Annotated in this window: 15 protein-coding genes; 4 read left to right on the plus strand and 11 right to left on the minus strand. The window is 65.7% G+C overall.

Features of this window, described 5'->3' with window-relative positions:
* Positions 1 to 52: 52 nt before the first annotated feature.
* The gene (locus AC6H42_RS21625; RefSeq protein ID WP_497548912.1) at positions 53 to 460 is read left to right on the plus strand and encodes a DciA family protein; all 408 of its coding nucleotides are present in this window, start codon (positions 53 to 55) and stop codon (positions 458 to 460) included.
* A 1-nt stretch (position 461) separates the two neighbouring features.
* On the opposite strand, the gene lpxC is transcribed toward AC6H42_RS21625, so the two are convergent.
* Entirely contained in the window at positions 462 to 1,400 is a 939-nt protein-coding gene (gene lpxC, locus AC6H42_RS21630) for a UDP-3-O-acyl-N-acetylglucosamine deacetylase (protein WP_057153353.1), read from the minus strand.
* Between the two features lie 105 nt (positions 1,401 to 1,505).
* The gene (locus tag AC6H42_RS21635) at positions 1,506 to 2,348 is read right to left on the minus strand and encodes a DMT family transporter (RefSeq protein ID WP_057153352.1); all 843 of its coding nucleotides are present in this window, start codon (positions 2,346 to 2,348) and stop codon (positions 1,506 to 1,508) included.
* 250 nt (positions 2,349 to 2,598) lie between these two features.
* Between AC6H42_RS21635 and AC6H42_RS21640 the strand changes: the two genes are divergently transcribed.
* Positions 2,599 to 3,054 carry a DUF2628 domain-containing protein gene (locus AC6H42_RS21640; protein WP_057153351.1) on the plus strand — a complete coding sequence of 152 codons (456 nt, stop codon included), beginning with the start codon at positions 2,599 to 2,601 and terminating at the stop codon, positions 3,052 to 3,054.
* Between the two features lie 35 nt (positions 3,055 to 3,089).
* Here the strand turns inward: AC6H42_RS21640 and AC6H42_RS21645 are convergent, their stop codons facing one another.
* Positions 3,090 to 4,019, minus strand: a complete 930-nt coding sequence (locus tag AC6H42_RS21645) for an AraC family transcriptional regulator (protein ID WP_497548913.1) — start codon at positions 4,017 to 4,019, stop codon at positions 3,090 to 3,092.
* Positions 4,020 to 4,151: 132 nt separating this feature from the next.
* Between AC6H42_RS21645 and AC6H42_RS21650 the strand changes: the two genes are divergently transcribed.
* Positions 4,152 to 4,688, plus strand: coding sequence for a carboxymuconolactone decarboxylase family protein (locus AC6H42_RS21650; RefSeq protein WP_057153350.1), 537 nt, complete (start codon positions 4,152 to 4,154; stop codon positions 4,686 to 4,688).
* A 72-nt stretch (positions 4,689 to 4,760) separates the two neighbouring features.
* On the plus strand, positions 4,761 to 5,264 hold the full coding sequence (locus AC6H42_RS21655; protein WP_057153689.1) for an SET domain-containing protein: 504 nt from the start codon (positions 4,761 to 4,763) through the stop codon (positions 5,262 to 5,264).
* A gap of 66 nt (positions 5,265 to 5,330) precedes the next feature.
* Here AC6H42_RS21655 and AC6H42_RS21660 read toward each other — a convergent pair whose 3' ends face one another.
* The 8 genes from AC6H42_RS21660 to ftsW form a co-directional block, all read right to left on the minus strand.
* Positions 5,331 to 5,834, minus strand: coding sequence for a peroxiredoxin (locus AC6H42_RS21660; RefSeq protein ID WP_057153349.1), 504 nt, complete (start codon positions 5,832 to 5,834; stop codon positions 5,331 to 5,333).
* A 117-nt stretch (positions 5,835 to 5,951) separates the two neighbouring features.
* Positions 5,952 to 7,172 carry a cell division protein FtsZ gene (ftsZ, locus tag AC6H42_RS21665; protein WP_057153348.1) on the minus strand — a complete coding sequence of 407 codons (1,221 nt, stop codon included), beginning with the start codon at positions 7,170 to 7,172 and terminating at the stop codon, positions 5,952 to 5,954.
* Between the two features lie 123 nt (positions 7,173 to 7,295).
* A complete protein-coding gene (gene ftsA / locus AC6H42_RS21670; protein WP_057153347.1) occupies positions 7,296 to 8,528 on the minus strand; it encodes a cell division protein FtsA in 1,233 nt (410 codons plus the stop codon).
* A 60-nt stretch (positions 8,529 to 8,588) separates the two neighbouring features.
* Entirely contained in the window at positions 8,589 to 9,356 is a 768-nt protein-coding gene (locus tag AC6H42_RS21675) for a cell division protein FtsQ/DivIB (RefSeq protein WP_057153346.1), read from the minus strand.
* Positions 9,357 to 9,359: 3 nt separating this feature from the next.
* Complete coding sequence (locus AC6H42_RS21680) at positions 9,360 to 10,328, minus strand: D-alanine--D-alanine ligase (protein WP_057153345.1); 969 nt, start codon at positions 10,326 to 10,328, stop codon at positions 9,360 to 9,362.
* Positions 10,329 to 10,332: 4 nt separating this feature from the next.
* Positions 10,333 to 11,733 carry a UDP-N-acetylmuramate--L-alanine ligase gene (gene murC / locus AC6H42_RS21685; RefSeq protein ID WP_057153344.1) on the minus strand — a complete coding sequence of 467 codons (1,401 nt, stop codon included), beginning with the start codon at positions 11,731 to 11,733 and terminating at the stop codon, positions 10,333 to 10,335.
* Positions 11,730 to 12,809: an undecaprenyldiphospho-muramoylpentapeptide beta-N-acetylglucosaminyltransferase gene (murG, locus tag AC6H42_RS21690; protein WP_057153343.1), complete on the minus strand. Its 1,080-nt coding sequence runs from the start codon at positions 12,807 to 12,809 to the stop codon at positions 11,730 to 11,732. Before murG ends, murC begins: the two co-directional genes overlap by 4 nt.
* Entirely contained in the window at positions 12,806 to 14,017 is a 1,212-nt protein-coding gene (gene ftsW, locus AC6H42_RS21695; protein WP_057153342.1) for a putative lipid II flippase FtsW, read from the minus strand. The genes murG and ftsW overlap by 4 nt, the downstream gene beginning before the upstream one ends.
* Position 14,018: the final 1 nt, after the last annotated feature.

Here is a 14,018-nt window from a genome sequence, read left to right on the forward strand (position 1 = left end):
TCAAGGCCGGACACCCAAGGTGGCCACGGACTTTCTGAAAAGAAATGACAAGATGGCGGCCCTGCTGCCAGCCGTCGAGCGCATGGCCGCGCTGCAGAAGGATTGCGCCGCCACTCTGCCCACCATGTTCAGCCTGTGCGAGATCCTGGCTTTCGAAGAGGGCAATTTGCTGCTCTCTACGCCCAGCTCGGCCGTGGCGGCCAAGCTCAAGCAACAGTTGCCGAAATTGCAGGATGCACTGCTCAAGCGCGGTTGGCACATCAACAACATCAAGCTGCGCGTGCAGATGATGAAGGCGGCCGAGATCAAGGAGCAGATGCGGGCGCTGACCTTGCCGCCCACCGCTGTCACCGCCTTCGAAGAATTGAGCAAGTCGCTCGAGCAAAGCAAGCAGAACGACAGCCTGATCCAGGCGCTGCAGCTACTGGTGCAGCGCCGCCGCGACCGGCCCGATTACTAGCTTACTGGTTCAGGTCCCACTCGTGCGTCATCTGGCGCACATACGATTCCGGCGCCGATTCCAGCGTGTCGTAGGTCACGATTTCATACGCTTGCGGGTCTGCCAGCAGCGCGCGCAGCAGCTGGTTGTTCAGCGCGTGGCCGGATTTGTGCGCCTCGTAGCTGGCCACCAGCGGATGGCCGACCAGGAACAAGTCGCCGATCGCGTCCAGGATCTTGTGGCGCACGAACTCGTCGTCGTAGCGCAAGCCGTCCGCGTTGAGGATGCGGTACTCGTCCATCACGATGGCGTTTTCCAGCGAGCCCCCGCGCGCCAGGCCTATGCCGCGCAGCATTTCCACGTCCTGCATGAAGCCGAAGGTGCGCGCGCGGGCAATTGCCTGCACATAGGTGACGTCGCCGAAATCGATGGTGGCGCGCTGCGCCGTGCCATCCACCGCCGGGTGGTTGAATTCAATGAAAAAGTCCAGCTTGAAGCCGTCGTGCGGTACCAGGCGCGCCCACTTCTCGTTGCCCGGCTTGCCTTCCCGCACTTCCACCGGTTTCAGCACGCGGATGAATTTCTTGGCCGCGTTCTGCTCCTGCACGCCGGCCTGCTGCAGCAGATAGACAAAGGACGAAGCCGAGCCGTCCATGATGGGAATTTCTTCCGCGCTCACGTCCACGTACAGATTGTCGATGCCCAGGCCGGCGCAGGCCGACATCAAATGCTCGACGGTGGAGATGCGGATGTCGCCCTTGCTCAGCACGGTGGCCATGCGGGTATCGGTGACCGCCATGGCGCTGGCCGGAAACTCCACCGGCGGCACCTGGTCGACGCGGCGAAACACCACGCCCACGCCGGGCGCAGCCGGACGCAAGGTCAGCACCACCTTGGTGCCCGAGTGCAGCCCGACGCCGGTGGTGCAGACTTTTTCTTTGATGGTACGTTGTTTTAACATCCGCAAATTATATCGGACTTGCCCGCCTCCCGCCCAAGCAGCCTGAGCCGCATTACGCCCACTTCGGGGTCAGACCCCGAAGTAGCGCACATGCGGCTCAGCTTGCTAGGGGTGTTCGGCTTCGGCATGCACCGCCTCGCGCCGCACCAGGTAGATGCCGCTGCCGATGATGATGGCCGCGCCCAGCAGGGTGTAGGCGTCGGGCAGCGTGTTCCACAGCAGCCAGTCGAGCGCCACGCCCCAGGCCAGCGCCGAATATTCGAACGGCGCCACCACCGAGGCTTTGCCCATGCTGAAGGCGATGGTGATGGCCAGCTGGCCGAGAAAGCCGCTCAGCGCCAGGCCGCAGATGATCAGCCAGTCCTCGGCACGGATCGCCACCCAGCCCTGCCAGGCCATGGCCACCGAGCCACTGCCCATCGTCACCAGCAGCCAGAACATGATGTGCTCGCTGGCGTCGGTGCGGCTCAGGATGCGGCTGGCGATGGCCGACACCGCATAGCACGCCGCCGCGCCCAGCACCGCCAGGCCGGCCAGCGAGATGAAGCTGGCGCCGTCCGGGCGCAGCACCACCAGCACGCCGATCAGCCCGACCACGATGGCGCCCCACTGCAGCGCGTCCACCCTTTCCTTCAGCACGAACACCGACAGCGCCGTAATCAGCGCGGGCGCGATGAAGAAGATCGAATAGGCGTCGGCCAGCGGCAGGCTTTTGAGCGCGTAGGCGAACAGCGTCAACATGGCGATGCCGAGCCCGCCGCGCAGCAGGTGCAGCGGCCAGCGCACCCTGGCCACGCCGCTGAACTTGCGGCGGTAGGCGATGTAGGCGCACACCAGCGGCAGCGAGGACAGCGAGCGCAGCGCGGTGACCTGGATCGCGGGATAGTGGGCGGCCAGCAGCTTCATCGCCGTGTCCATCAGGGCGAACATGGCGACGGCGATCAGCATGGCGTAGATGCTGCGCAGGTTTTCGGCTTGCGGTGTCAGAGGAGCTCCTTGCGCGCGGCGTGCGCGGTGTGCGGGTTGTGTTCGGGGAGCGCGCCATTATAGCAACTGTTGTGTTTACGCACATGCGGCGCCGCCGGCGCGCCGCACGGACTTTATTTCGCCCCCGTCCCCGGCCAGTGTGACAAAGCGAGGATTTTCCGGGCGGCGCGGGACGGTATCATGGCAGGCATCCCCTCCACCAAGGAAATAAATGCCGTTCTGCCAGCAATGCGGATCCCAGGCTTCGTCCACCGCACACTTCTGCTTCAACTGCGGCGCCGACGTCGCGGCCACGGCAATCGCGTTGCCGGGCCTGTCGTCCGGCTGGAAAACCATTTTCGCGGCGCTGCAAAAGGGCGGCGGCGTGGAACTGCCGCAGTCGATCGAGCTGAGCCTGGCCGAGCGCGCGCTGGTGCTGTTCAATCCGTGGGCCTTCCTGTTCGGCCCGTTCTACTATGCCGCCAAGGGCATGGGCCGCAAGGCGCTGTCGCTGTGCCTGCTGGCGGCGCTGCTGGTGTGCGCCGCGCGGCTGCTGTTCGGCGCGCTCGGGCTGCAGAGCCTGATGGCGTCGGCGCTGGTGTGCTTCATCCCCTCCGCCCTGTTCGCCACCCGCGCCAATATCGATTACTTCAAGAAGATGGTGCTGGACGACGAGGGCTGGTACTAGCCGGCTGCGGCGCCGGCGGACGAGCGCTGCGCCGGCTAGGGCTGCGCTGGCGCCGCGCCGCGGCGGTAGGCGCCGGGGCCGATGCCGTAGCTGCGCTTGAACACGCGGTTGAACGCGGCCTCGGACTGGTAGCCGACCTGCTCGGCGATCTGCCCCACCGGCAGCCGCCCTTGCGCCAGCAGGCTCGCGGCCTTCGCCATGCGGGTGTGCGTCAGCACCGCGGCGGGCGTGTCGCCGGCCACCTTCCCGAACACGCGCGCGAACGTGGCGCGCGACATGTGGCACAGCCCGGCCAGCTCCTCCAGCGTCCAGGGCCGCTCCGGCTCGGCCAGCATGGCTTGCAGCGCCGCCTGCAGGCGCGGCTCGGCCAGCAGCGCGAACAGGCCCGGCATGGCGGAGGCCTGCTCCAGCCACGCCCGCATCAGCAGCGCGAACAGGGCCGACGCCAGCTGCGACACCACCGCGCGTCCGCCCGGGCGCACGGCCGCCGTCTCCACCCGCAGCATCGCCATCAGTCCCTGCAAGCCGGCGAAGTCGTCGCGTCCCGCCGTGCGCACATGCACCAGCTCCGGCAGCGCGGCCAGCAGCGGATGGTGCGGCCCGGCGCCGAACTCCAGCCGCCCGCACAGGATATCGGTGGCGGCGCCCGGCCCGCCGTTCTCAAACACGCGCACCAGCTGCTCGCCCTCGGCAACGCGCTGCACCGGCGGCCGCGCCGACGCATCGCCCGTGTGCAGCCTGTGCGGCGTGCCGTGCGGGAACAGCAGGATGTCGCCGGCCTGCACCGCGATGCCGCGCTGCCCGCCCACGTCCAGCCAGCCGCCGCCGCTGACCACCAGGTGGTAGGGCGCCACGCCGGCCGGCTCGGCCGGATGGTCCAGCACCCAAGGCGCGCCGAAATGGCAGCGGATATCCAGCGCGGTATCGACCGGATACAGCGACAGCAAACGGCTTAGCGCCCCCATCACATTCCCCATTTGAGACGATTGAGCAAATTCTAGCGCATTTCAAGCATTAAAAGTTTCACTCAGCGGGCCTAAACTTCTTTCCATGCCGACACACAAACCAGTCGGTCCCACACTGAAAAGGAAACCATCATGAGCCGTCTGCACACCATCGCCCTCCCTGACGCCACCGGCCACGCCGCCCAGCTGTTCACCGCCATCAAAGGCGCCATCGGCATGGTGCCGAACGCCTACGCCACCGTGGGCAGCAACAGCCCGGTGGCGCTGGAGGCCGCCCTCAACCTGGACGGTGCACTGAAAAAATCCAGCCTGGGCGCCAAGGAAATCGAGATCATCAAACTGGCCATCAGCGAGGACGCCGGCTGTGACTACTGCCTGGCGGCGCATACGCTGATGGGTTCGAAAGCCGGCCTGAGCCGCCCGGCCATCCTGGCCGTGCGCAAAGGCGAGGCATCCGGCGACCAGCGTGCCGACGCGCTGGCCACCTTTGCCCACACGCTGGCGCGCAGCAGCGGCACCGTGCCGGCCGAGGCGGTGGCGGCCGTGCAGGCGGCAGGCTACAGCGACGCGCAAATCGTCGACACCCTGCTCGCCATTGCCAGCATCACCTTCACCAACCTGGTGAACCGCGTCAACGACACGGTGCTGGATTTCCCTGCGGCGGACTAAGCGCCGGGGCGCGTTTGCGGCACGCGTGCGGGAGGGATGGCACGCGGCCCGCAAGCGCGGTATATTACCGCCATGCTGACCTCCACCGACACCCCGCTGTTCATCGTCAAAGAATCGCCCATCCACGGCCGCGGCGTGTTCGCGCGCGTGGACATTCCGCCGGGCACGCGCATCATCGAGTACACCGGCGAGCGCATCACCAGCGACGAGTCGGCGCGCCGCGCCGAAGCGGGCGGCGGCCCCATCAACCACACCTTCTTCTTCAGCCTGGAGGACGGCAAGCTGATCGACGGCGGCAGCGGCGGCAACGAGGCGCGCTTCATCAACCACGCCTGCGAACCCAACTGCGAAGCCTACGAGGAAGACGGCAAGGTCTTCATCTACTCGCTGCATTTCATCGAAGCGGGCGACGAGCTGAACTACAACTACGCGCTGATCTACGAAGCGCGCCACACCCCGGCCGTCAAACGCGCCTTCGCCTGCTACTGCGGCGCACCGTCGTGCACCGGCGTCATGCTGGCCCCCAAGCGGCGCAGCCGCAAGCGCACAAACGCCACCGCGCATAGCGCGGCGTAAACGGAAAACGGAAAACGGAAAACGGCGCCATCGGCGCCGTTTTGCTGTGCTGCGGGGAAGGCTGGATTACAGCTGGCCCAGCAGGGTTTCGGCGTTCGACACTTCGAACTTGCCGCCCTGCTCCACGTTCAGCTGGGTGACCACGCCGTCTTCCACCAGCAGCGAGTAGCGCTGCGAGCGGGTGCCCATGCCGAACTTGCTGAAGTCGGCGTCCAGGCCCAGGGCCTTGGAGTAAGCGGCGTTGCCGTCAGCCATCATGCGCACGGTGCCGGTGGCTTTCTGGTCGCGGCCCCAGGCGCCCATGACGAAGGCGTCGTTCACGCTGATGCACCAGATCTCGTCCACGCCCTTGGCCTTCAGGTCGGCCGCGTGCTTCACGTAGCCCGGCACGTGCTGCGCCGAGCAGGTTGGGGTGTAGGCGCCTGGCAGGCCGAAGATCGCGATCTTCTTGCCCTTGACCAGGTCTTCGACTTTGAAGGTGTTCGGGCCGAGCGAGCAGCCTTCGGTTTCGGTTTCGATGAATTCGGACAGGGTGCCTTCCGGCAGTTTGTCGCCAATCTTGATGGTCATGGTCTGGACTCCTTTATAGGAATTGTAGGGTTGTAAAAAAGCCGCGCTAGGCGCGGCATGCCTCTGGCACGAACTTGGGAGTATGCCAGAGGTTGGGGGAAAGCGTCGGCTGCAGGCTTAGTCGGCTTGCTTGCGCAGGAAGGCCGGGATGTCGTAGGTTTCCATGCCCGACTTCTGCAGCGCGTTGACCTGCTCGGAGGCCGATTCGCGGCGCCATACGGCTGGCGCTTTCATGCCGTCGAACGCCTGCGCGCCGCCGCCGGAAATGCCGCCGCCCACGCCGCCCATCGTCACCGACGAGGTCACCGCGCCGCCGCCCAGCGCCGACTGCGGCGCGTTGTGGGTGCCGGTGCGCAGCATCGGCTGCTGGACCAGTTGCACATGCTTCTTGTTCTTGCCCAGGCCGGTGGCCACCACGGTCACGCGGATCGCGTCGCCCATCTCGTCGTCGTAGGCGATGCCTTGTGCGATCGACGCGTCCGGCGCGGCGAAGGCGCGCACGGCGGCCATGACTTCCTTGATTTCCTTACCTTTCAGGCCGCGCGAAGCGGTCACGTTGACCAGCACGCCGCGCGCGCCGGACAGGTCCACGCCGTCCAGCAGCGGCGAGGCCACGGCCTGCTCGGCGGCGATGCGGGCGCGGTCCACGCCGGAGGCGGTGGCCGTGCCCATCATGGCTTTGCCCTGCTCGCCCATGATGGTTTTCACGTCGTTGAAGTCGACGTTGATGTGGCCCGGCACGTTGATGATCTCGGCAATGCCGGCCACCGCGTTGTTCAGCACATCGTCGGCGTGCTGCAGCCACTCGATCAGCGATTCGTCTTCGTAGATCTCTTCCAGCTTCTCGTTCAGGATCACGATCAGCGAGTCGACGTTCTGGCTCAGCTGTTCCAGGCCTTCGTCGGCGATATCCATGCACTTCTGGCCTTCGTGCGAGAACGGCTTGGACACCACGGCCACGGTCAGCGCGCCCATGGCTTTCGCCACTTCGGCCACGATCGGTGCGGCGCCGGTGCCGGTGCCGCCGCCCATGCCGGCGGCGATGAACACCATGTGCGCGCCGCGCAGCGCGTCTTCAATGCGCGCGCGCGATTCTTCGGCCAGCTTGCGGCCAACGTCCGGTTTCATGCCCGCGCCCAGGCCGGTCTCGCCGATCTGGATGATGTTGCCGGCCTTCGATGCCGACAGCGCCTGCGCGTCGGTATTGGCGGCGATGAATTCCACGCCGCTCATGCCCTTGTTGATCATGTGCTGAACTGCATTGCCACCTGCTCCGCCGACGCCGACGACCTTGATGACGGTGCCCAAAGCTGCGTTATCGACCATATCAAACTCCATGATGTGCTCCTATCAGAATGCCGTTTTCAATCGCCAGTCCTCATATCGTTAGGAGAGCTGGGGATTGAAAACTGCGGTTTCAATTAAAAATATTTTTCAGACTTCACGCCGCAAACCACTACTTCAGAAATTACCGAGGAACCATTCCTTCATGCGCTGCCATACTGCTTTCACCGACCCATCCTGGCGCGTAACGATATGGCCGCGCAGGTACTGTTTTTTCGCTTCCAACAACAGGCCAAGCACGGTGGCGTAGCGCGGACTGCGCACCACGTCTGCCAGCTGGCCGCGGTAGTCCGGCGTGCCCATGCGCGCCGGCTTCAGGAATATGTCTTCCGCCATTTCCACCATGCCCGGCATGATGGAGGTGCCGCCGGTGAGCACGATGCCCGACGACAGCACGCCTTCGTAACCGGATTCGCGCACCACCTGGTGCACCATGGCGAACAGCTCTTCCACGCGCGGTTCGATCACCGCCGCCAGCGCCTGGCGCGACAGGTTGCGCGGGCCGCGGTCGCCCAGGCCCGGCACTTCCAGATGCTCGCCCGGATCGGCCAGCACCTGCTTGGCCACGCCATAGCGGATCTTGATTTCTTCCGCTTCCGAGGTCGGCGTGCGCAGCGCCATCGCGATGTCGTTGGTGATCTGGTCGCCGGCGATCGGAATCACGGCGGTGTGGCGGATGGCGCCGTCCGAGAACACCGCCACGTCGGTGGTGCCGCCGCCGATGTCGATCAGCACCACGCCCAGTTCCTTCTCGTCCGGGGTAAGCACCGCGTCGGCCGAGGCCATCGGCTGCAGGATCAGGTCCGACACTTCCAGCCCGCAGCGGCGCACGCACTTGACGATGTTCTGCACCGCGCTCACCGCGCCGGTAACGATATGCACCTTCACTTCCAGGCGGATGCCGCTCATGCCGATCGGCTCGCGCACGTCTTCCTGGCTGTCGACGATGAATTCCTGCGGCACCGTGTGCAGCAATTGCTGGTCGGTCGGGATGTTAACCGCCTTGGCCGTTTCGATGACGCGCGCCACGTCGGTGGCCGTCACTTCCTTGTCCTTGATGGCCACCATGCCGCTCGAATTGAAGGAGCGGATATGGCTGCCCGCGATGCCGGCGTAGACGTTGCGGATCTTGCAGTCGGCCATCAGCTCGGCTTCCTCCAGCGCGCGCTGGATGGACTCGACGGTCGCTTCGATGTTGACCACCACGCCCTTCTTCAAGCCCCTGGATTCGTGCTGGCCCAGCCCGATCACTTCGTGGCGTCCATCGCCCATCACCTCGGCCACCACGGCCACCACTTTCGAGGTGCCGATGTCGAGGCCGACGATCAGGTTTTTCGCGTCTTTTGTCATCTGTTTTGCCTGCTGTAATATGCTTTTAAAGTATTCTTTGACTGCCGGTGCTTACCTTGCCTACTTTGGCTTCTTGCCTTCGGGCGGAATCTTCAGGCCCGTTGCGCTGAGCGCCAATCCATTCTGGTACCGCATGTCTATCGTTTCGATGTTCTGCACCCGGCTCGCCAGCTGCGGCCAGATGCCCACCAGCCGGTCCACCCGCTCCTTCAGCATGGAGCGCGACTGCTCGCGGCCCAGCTCCACGCTCATGCCGTTGTTCAGCTTCACCTTCCACGCGTAGCGGCCCGACAGGTCCAGCGCCTGCGGCTCCAGCTGCGCCGGCGCGAACCACGCTTTCAGTTCGCCGAAGCGCGACAGCACTTCCTTTTCGCTGCCTTCCGGGCCGGAGAAAGCAGGCAGTTCGTGGTCCTCTTCCGCCTCGGCCAGGTTGGCGGTAAACACGTCGCCCTTGGTCGACAGCAGGCGGCCGTCCTCGCCCCAGGTGCCAAGCGCTTCGTGCTCTTCCAGCGCCACCACCAGCTGGTCCGGCCATTCGCGGCGTACCGTGGCGCGCCGCACCCATGGCACCGATTCGAACGCCTGCCGCACCCCGTCCAGGTTGGTGGTGAAGAAGTTGCCCCGGATGCGGCCAGCCGTTCCGGCTTGCAGCGTCAGGTGGTTCACATGGCGCAGGTCGGACTGGTCCATCGTTTCAACGCGGATGGTGCGCAGGTTGAACATCGGCCGCTGCGACACCCACCACACCACGGAAGCCGCGCAAGCCAGCGCCACCGCGGCAAAAATGCCGCTGGCGGTCGCATTCAAGGCTTTCGCGTCTTGCCACATCGCTTACCCCTTCATCTTCAGTCGGGCCGAACGCAGGATCTCCACGCACAGCTGCTCGTAGCTGATGCCGTCCGCGCGCGCGGCCATCGGCACCAGCGAGTGGCTGGTCATGCCCGGCGAAGTGTTCACCTCCAGCAGGAAGCACTTGTTGTCGGCCACGCGCAGCAGCACGTCGACCCGGCCCCAGCCTTCGCAGCCCAGCGAGCGGTAAGCCTGCACCGCGATGCGCTGCATTTCATCAGTGATTGCCGCATCCAGCACCGCCGGGCAGAAATACTTCGTATCGTCGGTGAAGTATTTGTTCTGGTAGTCGTAGTTGCCTTCCGGCGCCACGATCTCCACCACCGGCAGCGCGCGCGCGCCGGCGCCGGTGCCCAGCACGGCCACGGTGAACTCCCGCCCGGTGACGAATTCCTCGGCCAGCACCGAATCGTCCAGCGCGGCGGCGATGTCGTAGGCGGCCTTGAAGTCGCCGGCCTGCTCCACCTTGGTGATGCCGATGGTCGAGCCCTCGTGCGGCGGCTTGACGATCAGCGGCAGGCCCAGGCCGGCGGCCACCTGGTCCAGGTCCGAGTGCGCGTTCAGCACCGCGTATTTCGGGGTCGGCAGGTTTTCGGCCAGCCACAGGATCTTGGTGGTGATCTTGTCCATGCCCACCGAGCTGGCCATCACGCCGCTGCCGGTGTAGGGAATGCCGAGCAGCTCCAGCGCGCCCTGCAGGCTGCCGTCCTCGCCGAAGCGGCCGTGCAGCGCGATGAACACGCGGTCGAATTTTTCTGCGGCCAACTCAGCAAGGCTGCCTTGGCCCGGGTCGAAGGCGTGGGCGTCGATGCCCTGGCTTTGCAGCGCCGCCAGCACACCCGTGCCGGACATGATGGACACGTCGCGTTCGGCGGAACGGCCGCCGAACAGCACACCCACTTTGCCGAAGGCCTGCGCTTCTTGCGCGGAGAGGAATGGAGTCGCGTTCACTTCTTTAAGCCTTAACGTAAGTAGTCAGTTTTGCAGGAACGCCGCTGATCGAGCCGGCGCCCATGGTGAGCACGACGTCGCCGTCGCGCACCACGTTCATGATGGTTTCCGGCATGTCCGCAATGTTCTCCACGAACACCGGCTCGACCTTGCCGCGCGCACGGATCGCGTGCGCCAGGGAGCGGCCGTCGGCCGCCACGATCGCTTGCTCGCCGGCGGCGTACACGTCGGCCAGCACCAGCACGTCCACGGAGCTGAGCACGCGGGCGAAGTCCTCGAACAGGTCGCGCGTGCGGCTGTAGCGGTGCGGCTGGAAGGCCAGCACCAGGCGGCGGCCCGGGTAGGCGGCGCGCGCGGCGGCCAGCGTGACTTCTGTTTCCACCGGGTGGTGGCCGAAATCGTCCACCAGCGCGAAGGTGCCCTTGGCGGCGTCGCCGCCGACGGCCACGTCGCCGTAGCGCGTGAAGCGGCGGCCCACGCCGGCGAAGCCCGCCAGGCCGGCCTGCGTCGCGCTGTCATCGATGCCGATTTCACGCGCAATGGCGACCGCCGAGCAGGCGTTGAGCACGTTGTGCATGCCGGGCTGGTTCAGCACCACGTCCAGGTCCGGGTAGCCTTCCTGCAGCACGGTGAAGTGCATCTGCACGCCCACCGCGCGCGCATTCACGGCGCGCACTTCCGCGTCCTCGCGGAAGCCGTAGGTGGTGATCGGCTTGGTCACGTGCGGAATGATGCTGCGCACGTGCTCGTCGTCGATGCACAGCATGACGCGGCCGTAGAACGGCAGGCGGTGCGTGAAGTGGACAAAGGCCTGCTTCAGCTTCTCGAAGTCGTGCTCATACGTTTCCATATGGTCGGCGTCGATATTGGTGATCACTTCGATCATCGGCGTCAGGTTCAGGAAGGACGCGTCCGATTCGTCGGCCTCGGCCACCAGGTAGTCGCCGGAGCCCAGCTTGGCGTTCGCGCCGGCAGCGGTCAGGCGGCCGCCGATCACGAAGGTCGGGTCCAGGCCGCCCTGCGCCAGCACCGACGCCACCAGGCTGGTGGTGGTGGTCTTGCCGTGCGTGCCGGCGATGGCAATGCCGCGCTTCAGGCGCATCAGCTCGCCCAGCATCACCGCGCGCGGCACGATGGGGATCTTGCGCGCGCGCGCCGCCACCACTTCCGGATTGTCGGCCTTGACGGCGGTGGAGGTCACCACCGCGTCGGCGTTGCCGATGTGGGTTTCGGCGTGGCCCTGGTGCACCGTGGCGCCCATGTCGATCAGGCGCTGGGTGACGGCGTTGGCGCCCAGGTCCGAGCCGGACACGTTGTAGCCCAGCGTGAGCAGCACTTCGGCGATGCCGCTCATGCCGCTGCCGCCGATGCCGACGAAATGAATGTTTTTGACTTTATGCTTCATGATTTGCGTTCCACTATCTGTTCCAGTACTTGCGCGATCGCGTCGTTCGCGTCGCGTTTGCCCGCCTTGCGGGCCGCCATGGCCATGGTCTGGCAGGCGCCGCGCGTGAGCGTCTCCAGCAGGGTGGCCAGGCTGCGCGGGTTCATTTCGGTCTGCGGCATGTGGATCGAGGCATTCTGCCTGGCCATCCACTGCGCGTTGTCGCGCTGGTGGCTGGTGGTCGATGCCACCAGCGGCACCAGCACGCTCGCCACGCCGGCCGCCGTCAGTTCGGACACGGTGATGGCGCCGGCGCGGCAGATCACAAGGTCCGCCTCGGCGTAGGCGCGCGCCATGTCGTCGATGAAGTCGACCACGTTGGCCTGCACGCCCGCTTCGGCGTAGGCGGCGCGCAGCGCGTCGATATTCTTCTTGCCCGACTGGTGCGTCACCACCGGTCGCTGCGCGTCCGGTATCAGGGCCAGCGCGGCGGGCAGGCTGTCGTTCAGGGCCTTGGCGCCCAGGCTGCCGCCCACCACCAGCACGCGCAAGGCGCCGCTGCGGCCCGCGAAGCGCGCTTCCGGCGCCGCCAGGTCCAGGATCTCCTTGCGCACCGGGTTGCCGGTGACGACAGCCTTGGCCGCCGCCGCGCCGAAATCGGCCGGGAAGCCGAAGCACACCCGTTCGGCGAAAGGCGCCAGCGTCTTGTTCGACAGCAGCAGGGCCGCGTCGGCGTTCACCAGCACGGTGGGCACGCCGCGCAGGCGCGCCATCAGGCCGCCCGGCACGGTGACGTAGCCGCCCATGCCCAGCACCGCGTCCGGCTTGCGCTGGCCGAGGAAGCGGAAGCAGTCGGCGAAGGCAGCCAGCATCTTCAGCGCGCCGCCCAGGCTGTGCTTGATGCCCTTGCCGCGCATGCCGGAGAAGTTGATGGTGTCCATGGCGATGCCGTGCTTGGGCACCAGCTCCTGCTCCATGCCGTGGCTGGTGCCCAGCCAGCTTACTTCCCAGCCGCGCGCGCGCATGGTCTGCGCGATCGCCAGGCCGGGGAAGATGTGGCCGCCGGTACCGGCCGCCATGATGATCAGTCGTTTCATATTCTGCCGCCGCGCATCAGGACCCGGTTCTCGTAGTCGATCCGAAGCAGGATCGCGAGTCCGACGCAGTTAATCACAATGCCAGTGCCGCCATAGCTCATCAGCGGCAGGGTCAGGCCCTTGGTCGGCAGCAGGCCAAGGTTTACGCCCATGTTGATGAAGGTTTGCACGCCGAGCCAGATGCCGATGCCCTTGGCGGTGAGCCCGGCGAAGGTCTGGTCGATGGCAATGGCCTGGCGGCCGATGTCGAAGGCGCGCTTGATCAGCCAGTAGAACATGGCGATCACGCACAGCACGCCCGCCAGGCCCAGTTCCTCGCCGATCACTGCCAGCAGGAAGTCGGTATGCGCTTCCGGCAGGTAGTGCAGCTTCTCCAGGCTGCCGCCCAGACCAACGCCGAAAAACTCGCCGCGCCCGAAAGCGATCAGCGAGTGCGTCAGCTGGTAAGCCTTGTTTAGCGCGTTGTCCTCTTCCCACGGATTGAGGTAGGCGAAGAAGCGGTCGCGCCGGAATTTCGACAGCGCGATAATGGAGACAAAAATGGTCACCAGCATGGCGCCGATGCCGCCGAACCAGATGGCGTTGATCCCGCCCAGGAACAGGATGCCCATGGCGATGCAGACGATCACGCCGAAAGCGCCCAGGTCGGGCTCGAGCAGCAGCAGCAAGCCGACGAAACTCACCGCCAGCGCCATTGGCATGAAACCCTTGGTCAGCTTGTGCATGTATTCCTGCTTGCGCACGGTGTAGTCGGCCGCGTACAGCACGATCACCACCTTCATCAGTTCGGACGGCTGGAAGTTGAACACCTTCAGCGAGATCCAGCGCTTGCCGCCGTTTACCGTCACGCCCAGGCCGGGCAGGAACACCGCCATCAGCAGCACCAGCGTGCCGATGAACAGGTAGGGCGCGCTGCGCTGCCAGACCGCGATGGGAATGCGGAACGTCATCAGGCCCACCAGCACGGCGATGGTGATGAAAATGGCCTGGCGTATCAGGAAATAGTTGTTCTTGTAGGCGGCGTACTTGGGCGAATCGGGCAGCGCGATCGAAGCCGAATACACCATCACCATCCCCAGCAGCATGAGAATGAGCACCACCCACACCAGCAGCTGGTCGTATTCCATCATCTTCGACGGACGCGCGCGGCTGTCGATAGCCTTGGAGCCCGAGGAAGAGGAGAAGCGGAATGGCAGCTGGAAGGCCATG

It is taken from the genome of Massilia sp. NBRC 108631, from assembly GCF_059704565.1.

Excerpts from the sequence above, each read along its gene's own strand:
- AC6H42_RS21625 (WP_497548912.1), top strand. The coding sequence starts at position 53 with ATGGCGGCCCTGCTGCCAGCCGTCGAGCGCATGGCCGCGCTGCAGAAG.
- lpxC (WP_057153353.1), bottom strand. The coding sequence starts at position 1,400 with ATGTTAAAACAACGTACCATCAAAGAAAAAGTCTGCACCACCGGCGTC.
- AC6H42_RS21635 (WP_057153352.1), bottom strand. The coding sequence starts at position 2,348 with ATGCTGATCGCCGTCGCCATGTTCGCCCTGATGGACACGGCGATGAAG.
- AC6H42_RS21640 (WP_057153351.1), top strand. The coding sequence starts at position 2,599 with ATGCCGTTCTGCCAGCAATGCGGATCCCAGGCTTCGTCCACCGCACAC.
- AC6H42_RS21645 (WP_497548913.1), bottom strand. The coding sequence starts at position 4,019 with ATGGGGGCGCTAAGCCGTTTGCTGTCGCTGTATCCGGTCGATACCGCG.
- AC6H42_RS21650 (WP_057153350.1), top strand. The coding sequence starts at position 4,152 with ATGAGCCGTCTGCACACCATCGCCCTCCCTGACGCCACCGGCCACGCC.
- AC6H42_RS21655 (WP_057153689.1), top strand. The coding sequence starts at position 4,761 with ATGCTGACCTCCACCGACACCCCGCTGTTCATCGTCAAAGAATCGCCC.
- AC6H42_RS21660 (WP_057153349.1), bottom strand. The coding sequence starts at position 5,834 with ATGACCATCAAGATTGGCGACAAACTGCCGGAAGGCACCCTGTCCGAA.
- ftsZ (WP_057153348.1), bottom strand. The coding sequence starts at position 7,172 with ATGGAGTTTGATATGGTCGATAACGCAGCTTTGGGCACCGTCATCAAG.
- ftsA (WP_057153347.1), bottom strand. The coding sequence starts at position 8,528 with ATGACAAAAGACGCGAAAAACCTGATCGTCGGCCTCGACATCGGCACC.
- AC6H42_RS21675 (WP_057153346.1), bottom strand. The coding sequence starts at position 9,356 with ATGTGGCAAGACGCGAAAGCCTTGAATGCGACCGCCAGCGGCATTTTT.
- murC (WP_057153344.1), bottom strand. The coding sequence starts at position 11,733 with ATGAAGCATAAAGTCAAAAACATTCATTTCGTCGGCATCGGCGGCAGC.
- murG (WP_057153343.1), bottom strand. The coding sequence starts at position 12,809 with ATGAAACGACTGATCATCATGGCGGCCGGTACCGGCGGCCACATCTTC.
- ftsW (WP_057153342.1), bottom strand. The coding sequence starts at position 14,017 with ATGGCCTTCCAGCTGCCATTCCGCTTCTCCTCTTCCTCGGGCTCCAAG.